Raw genomic sequence first — 18,453 nt, forward strand, 5'->3', positions numbered from 1 at the left:
GTTGTCTCTCAACTCCGCCACTCTCAGTGTCCGCCCTCAACTCGATCGATCGAAGTCGGGTTTGATGATCGTTTGCCACGAGGCTTTCTTCGACCACCATGCGCCCGGACCCCTACTCGCTGTCAGCGACGGTTGAGAATTGAGCCACTTTCGACGGTGAAAAGTCGCCGCCCGGTGTGGCTCACCTGCGGGCTTGCGCCGCTTTCCGTGCAGGCACAGTTGGAGCGCCACCGCAGGACGAATCAGAGCTTCACAGGCTGCAAGACCTGTGTTACTGTCAGTGAAAGCAGGGCATGGTTGCCCTGCGAGCGCGACGGATTGTTACTGCTCGGCAGGCAAAACCTGGATTCTCATCACCAATTGGTGATGTTTGAGTTCAGGTTTTTTTATTGCCCAAAAACAAGCTGGAGCGTCGCCCATCTGTGCCGCAGTGCTGCGGCAGAGCAAGAACCGCGGAGCTGCGGTAGATAGTGAGAATTCCCATATGAAACACTCTGAGACGGCTGCCAACATCCTCCAGAATGTCGGTGGCGAAAAGAATGTGCGTTCGCTCGTCCACTGCGCAACTCGCCTTCGGTTCGTTCTGGCGGACGAGTCGAAGGCAGACACTGCGCGGATCAAGGCACTCCCGGGTGTCGTGACCGTGGCACAGGCGGGTGGGCAGTACCAGGTGGTCATCGGCAACGACGTGCCGGAGGTCTACGCGGAGATCGGCAAGATCTCGAAGCTCGGCGCGAGCTCGGACGGCAGTGACTCCTCGTCGGCTTCGGCGGAGAAGACGAGCATGTTCAACCGTTTCATCGCCATGATCGCCGCGATCTTCACGCCCCTGCTCTGGGCTCTCGCAGGAACGGGATTGTTGAAGGCGTTCCTTGCCGCCGCAGTGACCTTCGAGTGGATCTCCCCGGAGACTTCCACGTATGTGGTGCTGAACGCGTTGTCGGATGCGTTCATCCACTTCCTACCGCTTGCATTGGCCTTCACTGCGGCTCGCTACTTCAAGGCGAACGAGTTCACCTCGTTTGCGATCGCCGCGGCGCTGCTCTACCCGACGCTGCCGACACTCACGGGGGCGCCCGACGTCACCTTCTTTGGCGTGCCATTCACCATGGTCAGCTACGTCACGAGCGTCATCCCAATCATCGTGATCGTGTGGCTCCAGAGCCACGCTGAGAAGTTCCTTTACGCGAAACTGCCCAGCGTCCTGCGTCGTTTTGTGACGCCGATGATCGTCGTGCTCATCGCCGTCCCGCTCGTCTTCATCGCGGTCGGGCCCATCTCCGCTATCGTCAGCGGCTGGCTCGGCGGCGGCATCAGTTGGGTGTTCCAGGTGGCACCGTGGGCAGGCGGGGCGATCATGGGCGGGCTCTGGCAGGTGTTCGTCATCTTCGGTCTCCACTGGGGCCTCGCCCCATTGGCTGCGCTGGAGCTGCAGGAAGCAGGCCGGTCCCTCATCATTGCGCCGCTGTTCGCCGCGGTCCTCGCGCAGGGTGCAGCAACCGCCGCGGTCTTCTTCCGAACCCGCAACCAGAACCTCAAATCCCTAGCCGCCCCGGCGACCCTTTCCGCGCTCCTCGCTGGCATCACGGAGCCAGCAATCTACGGTGTCAACCTCCCGCTCAAGCGACCATTTGCTTTCGGTATCGTCGGTGGAGTCGTCGGTGGCGCGATCATCTCACTGGGGGGCGGCTTCACAACCGCATTCGTGACACCGTCGGGTCTCGCCCTGCCCGCGCTCATCGGCAACGGCAGCGCAGTGGCAACGGTCATCGGACTCCTTGCGTCCGTCATCGTTCCGTTCATGCTGACATTGGTCTTCGGATTCAAGGAACCGGATGAGCCCGGTACTCCAGCTGAAAGTGGCACGCAAATCGAGGTATCGAGCCCGCTCGACGGCACCGTCATTGCCTTGAGCGAGACCCCGGACGCTGCGTTCGCCGACGGGTCCCTCGGGCATGGTGTTGCCATCATTCCTCGAAAGGGAGCCCTGTACGCACCGCTGGATGCGACCGTGGTCGTCGCATTCCCAACCGGTCACGCCATCGGACTCCGCCACGCGGACGGCGCTGAGTTGCTGATTCACGTCGGAATCGACACAGTCCGCCTCGGCGGCGAGCACTTCTCACTCAAGGTCGCCCGCGGACAAACCGTCTCGAAGGGCGACCTGCTCATCGAGTTCGATCTCGACGCCATCACCGCAGCCGGATACAACCTCACCACACCCGTCATTGTCACCAACGGCGAGCTTTATCCGACGCTGTTCGATCAGGCAGCAGGACCCATCTCCCACGGAGATCCACTCTTCAGGGCCGTCGCGATCGACCAGGCTGTCGCCGTCAATTAACCCCCTTCGGGGTCGACGGTCAGAACCGTCGACCCCCAAGTCCACCCACAGACACGAGAGGACCGAGCATCCATGACCAACACCACCTCACCATTCCCCGAAGGCTTTCTGTGGGGCGGCGCGACCGCAGCCAACCAAATCGAAGGCGCCTACAACCAAGACGGCAAGGGGCTGTCAGTTCAGGACGTCCTCCCGCATGGGTTGCGTTCACCCCGCACACCAGCGCCAACCCCCGATAACCTCAAGCTCGAAGCCATCGACTTCTACCACCACTACGCCGAGGACATCGCCCTGTTCGCCGAGATGGGCTTCAAGGTCTTCCGGTTCTCCATCGCGTGGAGCCGCATCTTCCCCAACGGCGACGACAAGGAGCCGAATGAGGCCGGCTTAGCGTTCTACGATCGCGTTCTCGATGAGCTCGAGAAACACGGAATCGAAGCCCTCGTCACGCTCTCCCACTACGAAACGCCGCTTCACTTGGCGGACGCCTACGGCGGATGGACCGACCGCCGACTCATCAACCTCTACGAGCGATACGCACGCACGCTTCTCGAGCGCTACGGCAGCCGGGTCAAGTACTGGCTGACGTTTAACGAGATCAACTCCCTCGTCCACGAGCCCTTCATGTCGGCCGGCATTCCCGAAACGGAGCAGCTGACGGAACAGGACCTGTACCAAGCCATGCACCACGAACTCGTCGCATCGGCGAGGGCCACACGCATCGCCCGAGAAGTGGCACCGAACGCGAAGATCGGATGCATGATCATCGCCATGCCGATCTACCCGCTGAGCCCGTCGCCACAAGACGCTGCAGCCGTCATGGATCTCGACCACTCCAACCTCGCGTTCGGCGACGTGCACACCCGCGGCGCGTACCCCGGCTACTTCCTTCGTGCCATGAAGGAAAAGGGGATCGAGCTCAACATCACCGACGAAGATCGCAAAGATCTGACGAACACGGTCGATTTCGTTTCCTTTAGCTACTACCAGTCCGTCGCCCACACCTCTGACCCAGCCAAGCTCATTCGAGGTGAAGGGAACATTATGGGCGGCGTTCCGAACCCGACGCTGGAAACTAGCGAATGGGGATGGCAGATTGATCCCATCGGATTGCGTCTGGTGATCAACCAGTTCTGGGACCGTTGGCAGAAGCCGCTCTTCATCGTCGAGAACGGATTCGGCGCGAAGGACCAACTCGTCGACGTCAACGGTGTGAAGACCGTAATCGACGACTACCGGATCGCGTACCTCAACGACCATCTGGTCCAAGTCGGGGAAGGAATCGCCGATGGTGCCGACGTCATCGGCTACACCTCGTGGGGGTGCATTGACCTCGTCAGCGCGACGACGGCCCAGCTGAGCAAGCGGTACGGGTACATCTACGTCGACCGGAACGATGACGGAACCGGCTCCCTCGAGCGCTTCAAGAAGAAGTCGTTCGACTGGTATGCCGAAGTGATCCGTACGAACGGGGCGACGCTGCAGGGTTAGTCCTTTATGAAGTGTGGCCGCCGGTCAGTCGCGGCGGCGGCCACATCAGCCTCTCGGATCAGAGGCCGCGTGCACCTCACCTGGATTGCCATATGGGCTTCGTTGACCACCGTGGATGCGCCGAGAGTCATCTGATTGAACTCGCTGCTTCCATGCCGCGCATCTGCAGAGTGACCAGCGGCTGGAACGCCTGTTGCTTTCTGGAGGAGTCTCTCCGTAGCGCTCGAAAGCTCCCGAATGCTCGCACGCATCAACCGGCCATCGTCATCGGAGAGTGTCTCACAAGCCAGAAAAGACAGAAATCGTGGTGGGGAGACAAAGAGAGATGACGGTCGACACTACGTGTCGACTGCGCCCGCTAAGTGTCTCTGAGGGGTCGAATGTGCGCCGTCCGCCACGTTGTTGTCTCTCAACTCCGCCACTCAATCTGTCTCAAAAGCCAGAAAAGACAGAAATCGTGGCGGAGAGACAAAGAGAGATGACGGTCGACACTCAATGTCGACTGCGCCCGCTAACTGTCTCAGAGGGGTCAAATGTGCGCCGTCCGCCACGTTGTTGTCTCTCAACTCCGCCACTCTAATTGTCCGCCCTAAACTCGATTGATCGAAGTCGGGTTTGATGATCGTTTGCCAAGAGGCTGTCTTCGACCACCATGCGCCCGGAACCCTACTCTTCCAGCTGTATAGGACAAGGATTCGTCAAGAAAGTCGATCCCGCGCTCCTGCGCGGCGCCGAGGGCAGCGTTACAGGTCGAGCCTCTTCATCCAGGCGACATCGGGCCGAGGCAGAAACTCATCAGGAACCCATGTTTCAACGCGATCGGTGAGGACGCCCCACTCTGTGGTCCAGTCGATTGGCGTAATGAGTGTTCCCGATGGCAAGGGGTGGGCAGCGATAGCCCAACGGACATGACGCGGTGTTCGGTCGACAATTTTTGCCAGTCGGCCAAGTGCGGTTTCGCCGTTTCCGATGTGCTCGTGCAGTACGGCCAAATTGATGTCGTCCAGTTCTGGGGCCAGATCCGCGCCGGGATGCACAAAACGAGCGGGCTCCCACGCAACTGTTAATGGCTGGGGAGCGTCGGTATCGACCAGGTGCTCGAATCGGCAGAGCCACCCGACTAGGTACTGATCTATCGCTATTTTCATTTCGGCGCTCATTGTGATGATGAACTTTGTATGGTCCGCTATGTCGTCCTTGACTGTGGGCCGGAAGCGCAGTGGTGGAGGCAAATCGCGGGGTGCAGCGGCACTCATCCGAAGAAAGGCGTAGCGTCTCGCGTTGAGCAGGCGGCGGTTTTTCCCAGGGGCTTCGCCGACCGAGGCCGAAAGTAGGTTCCAATGCTCGTCCATCAAGAGTTGGTAAATCGGCATTCGGAGTCGTAGCCCGTAGTTAATGGGCCCGGGCGAGGCGCGCAGCACCAGCGTCAAATCGCATAGTTGTCGAAGTACGGAGTCGGTCTGTCCGTCTGTACCGAACATCGATGGTCGGAGTCGTTTGCCGATTCCGGCAATCTCATCTGGGTCAGGCAGCGCGCCAGTTCCCGCAATCCGTAGAGCGTCCGAAAGGGCCGTTTGCAGTGCGTTCGACTCAGTGCGGTCGTCAACACCGAGCGGGGCTGCCCACGACGGCCACAGCAGCCTGGGGACCGCTCGGTTCGCCCAGTTGCCATTGCTGCGAGAGTCCGGTGCGTTCAGAACGACCTGGAACAGTTGATGCGGGAACCCCTGCAAGGTCCATGATTCGCGCAGGAACTCGAAATTATCCGATGCTTTCTTCGATGCAGCTGACCCGTGCACCAGTCTCTGGATCGTCGGAAGGTCTTTGTCGATCGAGCGGAGAACTCGACCCCTCATCCGTGCATCCACGCCGGGCCAGAAGCTTAGAAGATATCGGGCACTTCCGGGACCGGCAACGACGTCTGCGCCGCGGACCGGCCGTGAGAATGTAACCTGGCGAATTGTCTCGCGAACGTTCGACTCTGCATCAGTGATGAGCTCGTAAGCGGCGCCTAGAAGCGCTGCCATCGCCAGGGGCTCGCGCGGTGGGGTCATTCCGACTGGTTCTGGTTCGTCAAACAGGCCCCGCAGTTCTGTCTCCGGGATTCTTGCAAGGCTCGCGATCCTTCCGACGTCATCGGCTGCGAGTAGCGCAATCGCGGTCCCGCGAAACGTGCGGTTTGAAATGTCGGGAATCCCCGCGATTTCTTCTGTCCAGGCGCGGGCCAGCGACAATTGCGCGAGCACCATTGGTGAGGCCGGATCGAGCGGTTCCTCGCGCCAAGTCTCTGTCAGCGGTTGTAGGCAGAAGGTGTCGTCCGGTCGCTTTGCCCAGCAGAGGGATGGGTCGCGGCAGGAGCGTTCGGTCATTTTCGCCTCGACGATCTCGTTACGACACAATGAGCACGTGCTTCGCAGGACGACGTGGTGTTTCCAGCAGATAAAGCTCCACCACAGCCGCCAATGTGTGTAAAAGACGCCCGGGCGTTCAAGCAGACACTCAACGCAGTATCTGGTTCCGGTGCCGCGAGTCCAGTCTTTTGATTGCGATGGACTGCCGTCTGGACGTAGATTCACTAAGTCAGCGGGCAGGCTCTCCATCGCCGTAGTTCGGAGCTGCTCTGCGGTAAAACCGAGTCCTGCTTGGATGCCGCCGCTTGCATTGCTGGACAACTTGCTGCCAAGTCGGCGCCGAGCGACGACATTGATTTTGTGGAGACCGCACCATCGAGCGATGTCGTCAGCAGACGCGTCGAGACTGTGCCCTATGCGGCGGAACATGCTCGGCAGCCACTCGCCCTCCACGAATGTCAGCCGCGCCCCGATCTGTTGGATATCGTCCGGGTCAATCCGGCTGGAGGGGCCCGCTTTCAAGGGCTTTCCTGGGCTCGCGTCGACCATTCGAACAGACCGGCGCGCCAGTTTCGAAGGCGGTGGGCTCGGCCCTGTTGGACTCGTTCGTTGAGTCGCACGGCGTCGATGATTTCCGCAGTGATGCGTTGTGATCGGGTTCGCGAGGCTGTGAGACTCGCGCCAGTTATGAGCGAAGCCAATGAGTTGATGTAACCGAGTGTCGATACCCATAGGTGCTCTTCGAACTCGGTGCTGAAAACAGGATCGTTGTGTTTGTGTCCGGCTAATCGGACATGGCTCTCTAGTTTCTTGAGCAACTTCCGCCATTCGTCGATCTGCGGTTTCGTCTCGTGTGGGTAGCGCTCGAGGTCCTGGAATGCCCATCGCGCGATCGATTGGAATTGGGTGGCGTTTTGAGCTGATGTCTTCCGTTGCACGAGCATGCTGCGTACGTTGTGGCCAGCAAGGACTACGCGCACGTTCATGTTCTGAAGCGCTTTCAGGGCGTTGTGGAGGTACATCCCGTATTGCCCGTCGAAGTTGATCATCTGCACTTCATCGATGAAAACGGTTTGGACCCCGTGCCGGATCACTGCCTTCTGAAAAGCGACTTGAGGGTCGCTACCCTCGGGGGCACCTATCTCATGGCAGAGGTGGGTGAAAAACGTCTTTACGATTGGATTGCCGTCCGTCGAGTGGTAAATGACCGGTCGCCAGTCCGGCTCTACGAGCCTGTTGGACAAGTGCGGGGAATCCTCCATCTCGAGGCGGCGATCCCAGGCAGCCCGGCACAGCGCCTCGACGGCTGCTCGCTTCAGTAGTGCGGTTTTGCCGGTGCCTGGCGGTCCGGTGATGAACGGGACGTCGAGGAGTTCGTCATCGAGCTGCGGTCGTGGCTCGGGCAGTGCTGCGAGGTGGCGTTCGATGTTCTTCACTTGTTCGGTGCGAACGTAGGGCCACGCCTTGTACCAGTCTTCGAGCTGACGGATGCGGCGTCGGCGATCGTCTGGGCGAAGGTCTTGCATTTCTGAATAGCCGATGATTCCCGGGTCCTCACCTCCTGCGAGTGCGATTCGGCGGATCCAGGCTTGATCAGTTGCGTGCAGGTAGCTCCAGCTTCTGTCCGGGCATTCGTCAGCACCAAAGTATTCTCGGATGCCCTGTTGGAATGGCGGCATCAGCCGAACCTGCCGAACAGAAAGTCGTCGGGATCTTCGACATTCTCAAGAATCTCGGTGCCCTCTTCGTCGACGAGAAGATCGTCGGAATCTGTCTGACCGGGCTCGACTGGCTCTTCGGGGTCAAACCAGCGCGCGGGAAGGATTGAACCGGTGTCCGCCCGCCGGAGGGCGTCAAGCTGAGATACGAGAATCTCCTCGGAGTTCTTGCGGCCCCGGAGTTGGGCGAGTAACACTACGTCTTCGCTCTGCCAACGGGCGACCATTTCGATCAGTCGGTTCTGGTGCTCGTTCTTGGAATAGGTCATCCCGTCGAGTTGTCCGTTGGCCCAGTCGAGCATGAAGTCGGTAATGGGCGGGGTGTCTTCAGATCGGTACACCCACGGCACTTCGTATGCGTTGCCGGCCGGATCGAAGCAGTAGACCTGGCGAAGGTCGTTGGGGTCCCAGAAGATCCGTACTTTGCCACTCGGTGCTGCTCCGTCGGTGTCGATGAGGATCCGAATGATTGGAGCGTTGAAGACCATGTCCTTCCGCGCGACTCCGTAGCGGTTCAAGTCGAGGACCTGGTTCGGGAGGAAACGGATCCACTCGTTGCGCCACGCGACCATCTCGGTGATCCCATGCTCTTCCGCAAGTTCCACCCAGTACCCGGCCGGACTAATTCGGCGTCCCGTGAGAGCGCGAAGCCCACCGTGTTCGGTGACATTGTACGAATCTGTCCACTCCGAATCACGCGCGAGCAGCTTCTCCCACGTGAGCACCACTGCCAATGTCGCATCGCGCCCGCGCTCGTCAACTGCTCCGCCGAGGTAGTTGTACTGGGTCTGTTCGAAGTTGGTCTTGTTGGTTCCGAAATGACGTTCGAGAGCCGCTTTCGCTCGACCATCACGCACGCGCTGGGGTTCGACGTCTATCCCGAGCCGCTCCAGCGTGAATAGCCCGTATTTGTTCAAGAACTCTCGGCCGTTGTCGAGCACCAGGCGTCGAGGGGTGATCGGCCAGCGGGAAATCACATTCGGAAGGCCGACGAAAGGCCTCGGGTAGGTTCGCCCCTCTACGACAACTGCATCGTGCTCGTCGAGCATCGCGCGGAATGCGTCCGCCAGGGCCAGCCCTGCGGAGAATCCGTTGACGTTCTCGCTGACGGACCGACCGACGATATAACGAGTGGCCCCGTCCATTATCTTTGTGAAGGCCAGTCGATATTCGCGCGCTTTCGATGTCGGAGCATGGGGGTCTCGGAGCATGACGTTCGACGTTGTGGAGTCGATGAACCAGAACTCCCCCGGGCGCATTGCCACGCGGCGCTGAAGTGCAACTTTGGGTGCTTGAGCCGTCGAGGCGCGGCTTTTTGTCTTCCGACGAAGGTGGGGATAGCGCTCGTATACAGTGAGGAGAACTCGCTCGAACGTACGAAGTTTTGGAGCAGCTAGTTGATGCTCGCGTTGCAGCCAGGCACTGAATGCGACGTGCATCGACTGCGTTGTGACCGTGGATTGAAATGTCCGATCGAGCAAAAACTCTCGTACCCAGGTCTCCATCATCTCGTGCTGACGACGGTCATGTGTTTCGATCATCTTCGGATTCACCAAGCCAGCCAGTCCCGTAGTCGCCTTTTCAAGGATCCGCCGAATGTACTTGCGGGCGCTCGCTACGGTGATGCCGCGACGTCCCGCGAGCACCTCAGCGATCGAGCCAATCCGCGCGCTCGCGTCGGGGACGAGAATCGGGTCGTGGCATTGGTCCGGGGAATCATCATTGCTTTGTTCCGGGCGCAGGCCAGTTTCGAACCAGCGCAGGATTGCCCGCCGTTCATCAAGCTTTGCCTGCCCTTTGGGCGAGAGCCGGGACTCGATGTCGGCGACTCTCTCGCTGATAGGTGGGGGCGCGTCATCGCCAGCCAGAAGCTGGGCGATGCGACGAAGCGGAACCAAAGGCGCGGGGCTTCCGTCGGGAGAAAGCAGTCGGACCCAGTCGCCATGCACTGAATCAATTACATGCGGGACGCCATCGAGCAGCATCGGCGTTCCGGGTTTGACTTCCCGACGCCAACGGTTGTCAGTCAATACCTTGTTCGACGATCGCGGCGCTGGAGAACCTGCTGTACATATCGGTCTGAAGCGCACGCCGCCAGAGCATGCGCCTAATCAGCGTGAGGGCCCATAAGCGCTGGTAGCCAGCCAAGTCGAGGAGATTTGCGAGTTCCGACGCAGGCATGGGCGAAGTGCAAAGTTCGCTCGCCACATCACTCCAACGCTGGTACGACTCGGCGGGCACCCGCGCTTCCGTAAAGTTCTCGAGGTTGCGACGATATTGGCGCGACATCCCCGTCCAGATGAGGTAGCCCATCCCGAGCGAGCGCACGGCGCTTTCAATACTCGGCACCTTTGGTGCCCACTTCGCATCCCGAGCGCCGGCCGGCGTTCTCACGTCCACAATGAGCGGCAACGACCCCTCTCGCAGAAGGAGGACGTCCGGAGTGTGTGACTGGATGTCGCTGCCCTTCGGCCACACGAGAGTGAACGGTTGGCCAGAGATGAACTGGACTGCAGGGTGATAGTCCGCGAGCATCATCAAAGTCCGCTCGTGATGCGACTCAGCGCCCACCAAATGACCAGTTGTGTGAAGCCAAGGGGCGACAGGCTTGTTCTCCTGTTCAAGGCGCCGGGCAAAATCACGCATCGGGAGGAGCCGGCGCAGCAACGCATGGTCGAACTGATCCCAGCTGTAAGTGAGGGGATTGCGACCATCAAGCGTGTATGTCACTGTGACACCCGACGAGACTGCGACATCAAGGTCGATCTTCAGTCGGCGGGGACCCCACGACGGACGAAACACGCGAACGCGACGCTCGGTAAACCTGTCCATCGATGGTTCGAGTGCGGCCTTGGTCCGACGATCTCCCGCGCCGAACCATTCGGTCATAGCCGCGAGAGGATCCACCCCAGCGAAGGTCGAATCGTCGAACCCCACTGCAGCCTGGTGCCGGGTCGACCGCACCAGTTCCGCGCCGAGGACACCCGCCCACTCAGGTGCCTCGGAGATAGGTCCTACTCGCGGTGGCTGCGTCAAGGAGATGCTCGCAAGGCGAAGTGGCACAAAAGACATGTGAATACGCTAGCTCAGCACATTCACCACGTCCATACTAAAAGCTCAATCTACTAGCACGAACGGACTATTACTTTTCTTTACTTGCTGATCCGCGCAGACCGCACCCACTTGGACACTGCGGTTTGGCTAGCTCCAACCGCCTCTCCAATCTTCGCGGTTGTCAGACCGATGTCGCTTGCCTCGAGCATGAGGCTCAGCCGCCGCTCGGTTAACTCTCGGATCTGCAGTTCCGCTATACGCAGCTCTTCCAGCAGTACGGCAGCGCGCTCTTCGTCGCTCACCACTTTCCGGGGTTTGCTTGATCGTCGAGGTGGCAGGTAGGTAGTCATTGGTCCGTTCCGATCGAAGACGTTGGCATCGGAACAGCACTTGCACGGTGCGCGAGCACGTGAAAGGATCCGACACGAAACTCGTTCGGATCCGGGGCCCAATCTTCGGTTTTGGCACGTATCTCGCGCGACCTGCCAGTCGCGTGTGCAATCGTCAATGGGGACCGTTGCGTGTCATGCCTTGATCTCATCGTAGCCATCCGCGCACATCCAAGCTTCCCGAGCGCTCGCCTCCATTGGGCAATGGCTCGTATTTACTGGTATCCCAGCATTTTCGCAGATGCCGCGGACCGAGAGCAATATTTCAACCCGCGCTTTTGGCTCGCAGCAAGCCTGAGTCAGTCACGCGATCGGGCCCAGCAATCTCTTAGGGGTGCGACGGGCTTGCATCCCGCCGATCCCTTACGGTGATGCGTGGACTCGCCGGCCCAACTTGATCGCTCGTGTCATCTTCTGGGCCACCCATGGCTAGGAGACTTGGCGCGTGCATTACTCCGAAATTCTTGCCACGATCGCGCTCGTGGTATCCATACTCACCGCCGCCTGAACTGCATGGCGCGCCTAGCCCTGCGTGCGCTCGCTCACAGCACGCCTGAAGAATGAATCTCTCCACTCCGCGCCCTGCCGGCCTAGCCGTCCGAGCCGCGGGCCAAGACGGCTCCGAGCAGTGCCTCAACGTCCTCAGTCGGGGAGACCTGCCTGCCCGTCAGGCTGCCTCGCATATGGTCTTCGGCGAGGAACCACTGGATCATGTCAGCGGCTTCCCAGATCTGAAACCTCAGGAATGGCCTGTCGATCTCATGTGGCACAGTGAACGAGCCATCCGCTCGAAGGTCGACGTAGAAGCCCCTCTTCTTTGCCTCGTTGTCCTCCTGGGCAAGGCCCTTCAGATAGGCGGCCAGCGCATCGGGTGCGTGGGCCTTCGCGATTTCGATGTCTACGGCCTCCGAAAATCCCGGGACTTCGACCATTGCGGTCAAGAAGTCGGTGGCCTCTATGAGCTTTGCGAGGTGATTAAGCCCCTTGTTGCGCAGTTCAGGCACCTCGCGCGGCGTTTCGTCACCGTCGTTCCAGGCGATATAGAACGACTTGTAGACCCAGACAGCCTTGCCCACTTCCTCCTGCGCAAGGACAACCAGCGACTGCGCGCGCGGCGATGGGAACAGGGCGTCCGCATCAATGATGCTCCGCGCTGCGTTGTCCAGGAGTGCCAGCCAGAATGCTCGGGCGGCCGTCGGCGTCAGCATCGTCACGTTGCCAGACTAGACGTCGCGACGACGTGAGGGGCTGGGGCTCGGGGCCGAAAGCGCCGTATATCACGACAGCCAATCCTGCGTGAGTGCGTCAATTGCCACAGCGTCGGGGAGCGCCGCTGCGCCCGGGAACAGCTTTTTTGAACCGCCGCGCACATAACTCATGAACCTCAATTCAGAGCGTTCTCCACCTCACAGAATCGAACACCTCATGAGCAAGAAGAACTCGCGCCGGCCCCGCATCAACTGGACCAGAATCATCGTCGTGGCAATCCGCGCCCTGAGCACGATCGCCGCGGTGGCAATAGCAGCGCACGGCGGCTAATCCAGCGTCAGGGCGTCGACCGCCACTGCCGATTCTGAGCTCCGGTCGGGTAGAGCTTCCTGATTGCGATCGGCTTAGGGGCGTGCTTGCGGCCGCGCGGCCGGCGGCGTCCTGCCGATAGTGCCCTAAGTAGGCGTCTCCATGAGGGACGTCAATTTGGCTGCATCGAGGGAGAATTCTCCATCCGGTTGCATCCAGCAAATACCCAGTAAACTTACAGAGAACGCTCAGTTTCAATCTTGCTACGTCTGAACTTCCCGCCGCGCATAGATACCAGGAAGGAGCCCCCCACGGAAATGAATCCCCGCCGCGCATGTTAGGGGCGACCGGGGCCGATAGTTCCTAGTCGAACCACTGCTTAAAACATGAGGGCCCCGTTTGGGGCCCGTCGTGCCGATATACCTCCTTGCAGGGAGGTCGACCAAGAAGAAAGATTCACCATGAAGGTACCACCCGAAGTATTGCCCCCAGCTCCCGCTCTCAGCGCGTCCCTGCAGCTCTCGTCCTCCGGGATGAAGGTTGCGGGTGGGGGAGTGCTCGCAGCCGCGCTGCTCGTGTGCGTGGTCACAGGCGTCATCCCTTGGGGTGATGCCTTGGCTGTGCTGAGCCTGTTCCACCCCTAGGAGAGCTTGGGGAGCGGCCGTGCTGCTCCCCAAGCTCGTCCAGGAGGCCACCCCGACCATTGGCTAGTCGACGGAAAATAGTCCATCTCCGCCTGCCTCTGCGGTCAGGCGCGGCTGAGGGCGTCAACCGCCACAGCCCATTCGTAGTTCTGGATCGCTTCCTGAAACGTTGCCGCCGAGCTCCGGTCAGGGAGAGTGTCCTGATTGCTTACCAGGAATACTGCGCACATACCGGTCGCGGGTTCGGTGAGGAAGTTGAGGCGCACGAGGTGGCCGTCGATGGACCCGTATACGACCGAGCTAAACGGGCCGGCGGGCTTGGTCATGGCCGTGACGAACTCGGCACCGATGAGAGATAGTTCGTCGTTGACCCAGTCCACCAGAGGCTGCGTGCCTTGCACTGTCATCACATCTCCTCGAGGCTGCTCAGGGGCTGCGGCCGCGGCTGCCTGGCCGGCAGGAGCCCGCTCGACAGCCGAGGCCCACACCCAAGCCCGATGAGTGCCCCGATCCTCCCACTCGACATAGACGGCGCTCTGCGTCCAAGCCATTGCCAGGCCACGCACGCGGCTGGCAATCGCGGGGTACCTCACCCACGCCAGCACCGGCGTCGGTTCCTTCGCCGCGGTGACCGGGAGTTGGCCCAGCTCATCCGATGTGAGGCTGAACGGCCGAGGGACGAACTCCTGGCCATGGTCCGGTTCAACCTGATTTAGCTTCTCGGGGGGCACTTCAGTCATTGGCTAGCTGGCCGGACGTAGAGCACCAGGTAATCGGCGGGGATCTCGCTTCGCAGCTTCTCGACCGCCGACCAGCTGGTCGATGCTTCGACACGGGCTGACATTGATTCAGCCGAATCACGTGTGCGGTGTGCCAGGTCCCAGATCATGAGCCCATTATCCGCCAACAGGCGAGCAGGCCGGAGTTAGATCAGGTGCACCAGGTCGCAGGTTGGACACCGCCAGAACGGGTGAGCCGTTGACCCCTCAACCCGCATCGGGACTAGACAGCGCTCACAGTTGGGCGACGCGCCCAGAGAGTCAGGTTCCATGTCGGCACGATAGCCCAGTGGTAGCCCACAGGGTACGGATGACCATGAAGAAGTCGGGATCACTATCCGAGAGTCCCCTGAATACATGATTCATTGAGGTATCGCGTGAATCACGAATGAATCAGGCTCACAGCCCGCGTGGAGGATTCGACGGATCACGGGAGACCAGCGGCGGCACGGTTCATGACAATGGATAAATTGCCAAGCATCGGTATGCTCGCTGCATGTCCACGTCTAAGGAGAAGTCGCCTTGGCCGGCTATCCGCTACGAAGAACGCCCCTGGCACAGCGTGCAGGACGAGTATGGCTCACGCACCCAGAAGCGCCTGGCGTCAGGCTCGTACCTGGCGTCGGTGCCCGCGTTCATCGCTGATCTCCAGATACCGCTCGATACCGAACTGCAAGCGCTCACAGAAGAGGCTGCCAGCGAGCTGGCCCGCTTCGATGCCGAAGTTGGGCAAATGGCCGCACAGTTTGCATCCGTTCTCCTTCTCACAGAGAGCGCCTCCAGCTCAGAGATTGAGCACCTCAGCAGCGGTGCACAGGAGATCGCTCTGGCGGAACTCGGTGTACAGACCTCGGAGAACGCACAGCTCATCGCCGACAACATCCGAGCCATGCAAGCGGCACTAACCATGTCTGAGTCGATCGACGGCATCGCCATCTTGGAGATGCATCGCGCACTCCTCGAGCACAGCAACCCGGGCATCGTCGGGCACTGGCGTGACCAGCAGGTTTGGATCGGAGTCAGTAGCCTCAGGCCGCACACCGCAAAGTTCGTCCCGCCACATCACGATCGGGTCCCCGATCTCATGGACGACCTCGTAGTCTTCGCCAATCGCGTCGACCTTCCCGTGCTCGCTCAGGCTGCGATCGCTCACGCCCAGTTCGAGACCATCCACCCATTCCCCGACGGCAACGGAAGAGTCGGTCGCTCACTCATCCAGGCGATGCTGCGCGGGGGCCAGCTCACGCGAAGCGTCGCTGTTCCGGTCTCCGCGGGGCTACTCCAGGACACCGGTCGATATTTCGATGCCCTGAGCGCGTACCGGGCCGGGGACGTCACCCCAATAATCCGCTCCATTGCCTACGCGTCGTTCGCAGCGGTGCACAACGGTCGCATCCTCGTGGCCGACCTGGAAAGCGTGCAGGCGGAATGGCGCGGGCGCATCCGCGCGCGACAGGACTCAGCCGCCCACCGGCTCGTGGGCATTCTGCAGCGCCAACCAGTGATCGGCGCAGCGTCGGCCGCGGCTCAGCTGGGCGTCTCGACCGTCAACGCTCAGGTAGCTATCGACCGCCTCGTGGGCGCCGGCGTCCTAACTCAGATCACGGACGGGCGAAGAAACCGGATTTGGCTCGCGAAGGACGTCGTCCGGGTCCTCGACGAGTTCGCTGCCCGAGCGAAGCGGCGCCGATAGTCCGGTGAGAAGCGCACGTACACGACGGCGGAGGTCGACGAGGATGGGCTTCGGGAAATGTTCAGGGCGATCGTGAAACCAATAGGTGCGACCAAGTAGTTCCAGCAGAGAATTCCCTTTGCAAATCCCGATCACCGCGGCGAAGACACATCCCCGCAAACTGGTCGACGCTGTGACCCTCAAGTATGAGAGGGCAACGATCACCAAGCACGGCGAGCCGGTGGCTGTGCTGATTAGTGAGGCCGCGGACACCTCACCGCGACTATCCCCGCATCTTGCGACGATGCACAGCTCCGCTTAGGGTTCCGACCATGAAGGCACTACGCATGCCCATATCAATCGCCGCCCGTAAGGGACTCTCAGCGGTCGTTGCTGAGGCCGCCGAGCAGCGCATCGTCCTGACCAGGGCGGGTCACGCCGTGGCCGTGGTCGACTCCGCTGAGGGCTTGGACGAGACGGCGCGCGTGGTCCGATCCGCTGCGCGCGAAGTGTTGGACTCCTACGCGAATCTGGCCGTGACCGAGGGCGGCGCCGTCTCGTTGGCTGATCTGTGCGCTCGACTGGGCCTCGACGAGGCTGTCATCCGCGACCATGCGGTGCAGCTACGAGCTCGAGCCCGCAGTTGAGTTACCAGGTGAATGTACGCCGCATGGCGAGTGGTGGTTCTTCGAGATTCCCGAGATCAACATGAAGAGGTTTAGGAGGCTAACAGCTGCTCAGTTGGCTGCGACTCAGCCAGCTACGACGAAAGCGCGGGCCGCCGCCATCACGTCACGAACTCGGCCCTCGGCGATTACCTCTGCCGGCGCCGCGTCTCTGAGCTGGGTGTTCATGCCGATAAACCAGGCCCGTACGACCTCGTCGGAGTCGACCTCGGACAGCAGCTCGACGACCTCGAAGGTGTCGCGCAACAACTGCTGGGCGTGCATGGTTGGCTTCGCCTCGCCTGCGAACCATCGCGAGACTTGCCGCGGGGTCTTCCCCGTGATGACCGCGACTACATCCCGCCCCAGGACCTTCTGAAGGCGCGCCACGATCGACGGTAACGCCAACACAACTGATTCCTTGTGCGCCGAGCGCCGCAGCGGGCGCATTGCCGAGTTCGTCATACTCCTAGCGTACGAAGCAGCCAACCCAAGAGACAGGCCCGTTGATAAAGTTATCAAGCCGTCGAGTCGGGCGCCCGAAGCCATGAAATCGTCATGATCCGAGGGAGCGAGCCAGCTTTGTCACGGCACCTTTTCCTGTCGGAATTTGCTACCGTCGCAGCATGAGCTCAATGATCCAGGTGCGAGTGGACCGCGACCTCTTTGAGGCCGCGAAAACAGCGGGCGCAGTAACCAGCCGCAGCGCGGAGGAGCAGCTCCGTCACTGGGCCCGGATCGGACGCGAGTTCGAGAACGGCACTGCGCTCTCGAGCCGACTGATCCGCGCGATCAACCGGAACCACAACGACGTCGTGGCGGCGCTCCGAGACCTGTTCGCTTGGACGGCCGAGTTCACCCCGGCAGAGCTGGACGCATACGCGGCAGAGATCGAGCCGCTCGTCTACTCCGCGAGCGAGCTGGGCGCGTACGAGCGCCTCCTCCGCGCGCAGCAGGAATGGCGGGAGACAGCGGCGGCATACGCGATGGGCATGCGGACCGTTGAGCCAGATGTAATGCCTGCGCCCGTGCCCGTCGAGCCAGCGGCTGATGATGTGGAAGCCCTCAAAGAAGCCCAAGACGCCCAAGAAGCGGCCGAGATGACCTCAACCACCGCGGCGAGTGTCCTCGGAGTTTCGCGCCCGACGCTGATGAAGATAGTCAACGAGGGCCTGCTTCCCTCACACAAGGTTGGCGCACATCACCTTTTCAAGCCCGCGGATGTCGCCAAGCTCGCAGAGGTTCGCCACGCTGACCGGCTGGACGCCTTTGCCAAGCTGCGCGAGCTGGACGAGGCGCTGGAAAAGCCTGAATATGTGGAGACGGACCCGAGTATTCGCGAGATCACCAGGCGCCTGAACGCAGCCCTGGGCGAAACCCTCGTGGCGGCCCTGGCCTACTCGAACGATCCCCAGGCGTCGCACGGATGGGCCACAGAGGGCGGTCTCCTGCCGCCCCGCGGAGCTATAACTCGACTGGCTTTCGCCTACGAGCAGTGGCAGAAGATCGCCGCGGCCGAGGGTGAGCAAGTCGCCCGGCTGTGGTTCGTCGGTGCCAACCCGCGGCTGGACAACGACGCCCCCGTCAACGCGATCCGCGAAGGTCTGCTCGAGGAGGTCGACCACGCCGCGCAGGCTCTCGTCGACGATTCGTTTATTGGGTAAGCGCGAGAGGAGAGGGGGTCAAGCATGCTCACGAAAGACCAAAAGCGCGAACTCACCATCGACACGATGGCGAGCTGGGCGCTGGAGTGAATATTGGCTTCGATGGGCACCACCTGTGGTGCGAGTGAGCCCCACTGTTCAGATGCGTGATTTGTATCGTTCAG

The 18,453-nt window shown here is 60.9% G+C and carries 15 protein-coding genes; 6 read left to right on the forward strand and 9 right to left on the reverse strand.

Features of this window, described 5'->3' with window-relative positions:
* Window positions 1–484: 484 nt before the first annotated feature.
* Window positions 485–2,344 (forward strand): beta-glucoside-specific PTS transporter subunit IIABC, encoded by a 1,860-nt coding sequence (locus QN350_RS04275; RefSeq protein ID WP_322138533.1) that lies wholly within the window; start codon window positions 485–487, stop codon window positions 2,342–2,344.
* A 72-nt stretch (window positions 2,345–2,416) separates the two neighbouring features.
* The gene (locus QN350_RS04280; RefSeq protein WP_323515871.1) at window positions 2,417–3,835 is read left to right on the forward strand and encodes a glycoside hydrolase family 1 protein; all 1,419 of its coding nucleotides are present in this window, start codon (window positions 2,417–2,419) and stop codon (window positions 3,833–3,835) included.
* Window positions 3,836–4,578: 743 nt separating this feature from the next.
* On the opposite strand, the gene QN350_RS04285 is transcribed toward QN350_RS04280, so the two are convergent.
* The 6 genes from QN350_RS04285 to QN350_RS04310 form a co-directional block, all read right to left on the reverse strand.
* Window positions 4,579–6,735, reverse strand: a complete 2,157-nt coding sequence (locus QN350_RS04285; RefSeq protein ID WP_323515873.1) for a TniQ family protein — start codon at window positions 6,733–6,735, stop codon at window positions 4,579–4,581.
* Window positions 6,705–7,865 (reverse strand): AAA family ATPase, encoded by a 1,161-nt coding sequence (locus QN350_RS04290; RefSeq protein WP_323515876.1) that lies wholly within the window; start codon window positions 7,863–7,865, stop codon window positions 6,705–6,707. Before QN350_RS04290 ends, QN350_RS04285 begins: the two co-directional genes overlap by 31 nt.
* Window positions 7,865–9,934: a hypothetical protein gene (locus QN350_RS04295; protein ID WP_323515878.1), complete on the reverse strand. Its 2,070-nt coding sequence runs from the start codon at window positions 9,932–9,934 to the stop codon at window positions 7,865–7,867. Before QN350_RS04295 ends, QN350_RS04290 begins: the two co-directional genes overlap by 1 nt.
* The gene (locus QN350_RS04300) at window positions 9,927–10,793 is read right to left on the reverse strand and encodes a hypothetical protein (RefSeq protein ID WP_323515880.1); all 867 of its coding nucleotides are present in this window, start codon (window positions 10,791–10,793) and stop codon (window positions 9,927–9,929) included. Before QN350_RS04300 ends, QN350_RS04295 begins: the two co-directional genes overlap by 8 nt.
* A 263-nt stretch (window positions 10,794–11,056) precedes the next feature.
* Window positions 11,057–11,308 (reverse strand): hypothetical protein, encoded by a 252-nt coding sequence (locus QN350_RS04305; RefSeq protein WP_323515882.1) that lies wholly within the window; start codon window positions 11,306–11,308, stop codon window positions 11,057–11,059.
* A gap of 629 nt (window positions 11,309–11,937) precedes the next feature.
* On the reverse strand, window positions 11,938–12,555 hold the full coding sequence (locus QN350_RS04310) for an AbiV family abortive infection protein (RefSeq protein WP_323515897.1): 618 nt from the start codon (window positions 12,553–12,555) through the stop codon (window positions 11,938–11,940).
* A gap of 771 nt (window positions 12,556–13,326) precedes the next feature.
* Here QN350_RS04310 and QN350_RS04315 point away from each other — a divergent pair.
* Window positions 13,327–13,509, forward strand: a complete 183-nt coding sequence (locus QN350_RS04315) for a hypothetical protein (RefSeq protein ID WP_323515884.1) — start codon at window positions 13,327–13,329, stop codon at window positions 13,507–13,509.
* 104 nt (window positions 13,510–13,613) lie between these two features.
* Here the strand turns inward: QN350_RS04315 and QN350_RS04320 are convergent, their stop codons facing one another.
* Entirely contained in the window at window positions 13,614–13,916 is a 303-nt protein-coding gene (locus QN350_RS04320; RefSeq protein WP_323515885.1) for a hypothetical protein, read from the reverse strand.
* A gap of 868 nt (window positions 13,917–14,784) precedes the next feature.
* Here QN350_RS04320 and QN350_RS04325 point away from each other — a divergent pair.
* Together QN350_RS04325 and QN350_RS19950 are read left to right on the forward strand one after the other, a co-directional pair.
* A complete protein-coding gene (locus tag QN350_RS04325) occupies window positions 14,785–15,981 on the forward strand; it encodes a Fic family protein (RefSeq protein WP_323515887.1) in 1,197 nt (398 codons plus the stop codon).
* A gap of 85 nt (window positions 15,982–16,066) precedes the next feature.
* Entirely contained in the window at window positions 16,067–16,282 is a 216-nt protein-coding gene (locus tag QN350_RS19950; RefSeq protein ID WP_416347718.1) for a type II toxin-antitoxin system Phd/YefM family antitoxin, read from the forward strand.
* Between the two features lie 58 nt (window positions 16,283–16,340).
* Here QN350_RS19950 and QN350_RS04330 read toward each other — a convergent pair whose 3' ends face one another.
* Together QN350_RS04330 and QN350_RS04335 are read right to left on the reverse strand one after the other, a co-directional pair.
* Window positions 16,341–16,574, reverse strand: a complete 234-nt coding sequence (locus QN350_RS04330) for a hypothetical protein (protein ID WP_323515889.1) — start codon at window positions 16,572–16,574, stop codon at window positions 16,341–16,343.
* Window positions 16,575–16,712: 138 nt separating this feature from the next.
* A complete protein-coding gene (locus QN350_RS04335; protein WP_323515890.1) occupies window positions 16,713–17,090 on the reverse strand; it encodes a hypothetical protein in 378 nt (125 codons plus the stop codon).
* Window positions 17,091–17,275: 185 nt separating this feature from the next.
* On the opposite strand from QN350_RS04335, the gene QN350_RS04340 reads away from it, so the two are divergent.
* A complete protein-coding gene (locus QN350_RS04340) occupies window positions 17,276–18,289 on the forward strand; it encodes a TA system antitoxin ParD family protein (RefSeq protein WP_323515892.1) in 1,014 nt (337 codons plus the stop codon).
* The last annotated feature ends 164 nt before the right edge of the window (window positions 18,290–18,453 follow it).

This window comes from Cryobacterium sp. 10I5 (assembly GCF_035019865.1).
Taxonomy (GTDB): domain Bacteria; phylum Actinomycetota; class Actinomycetes; order Actinomycetales; family Microbacteriaceae; genus Cryobacterium; species Cryobacterium breve_A.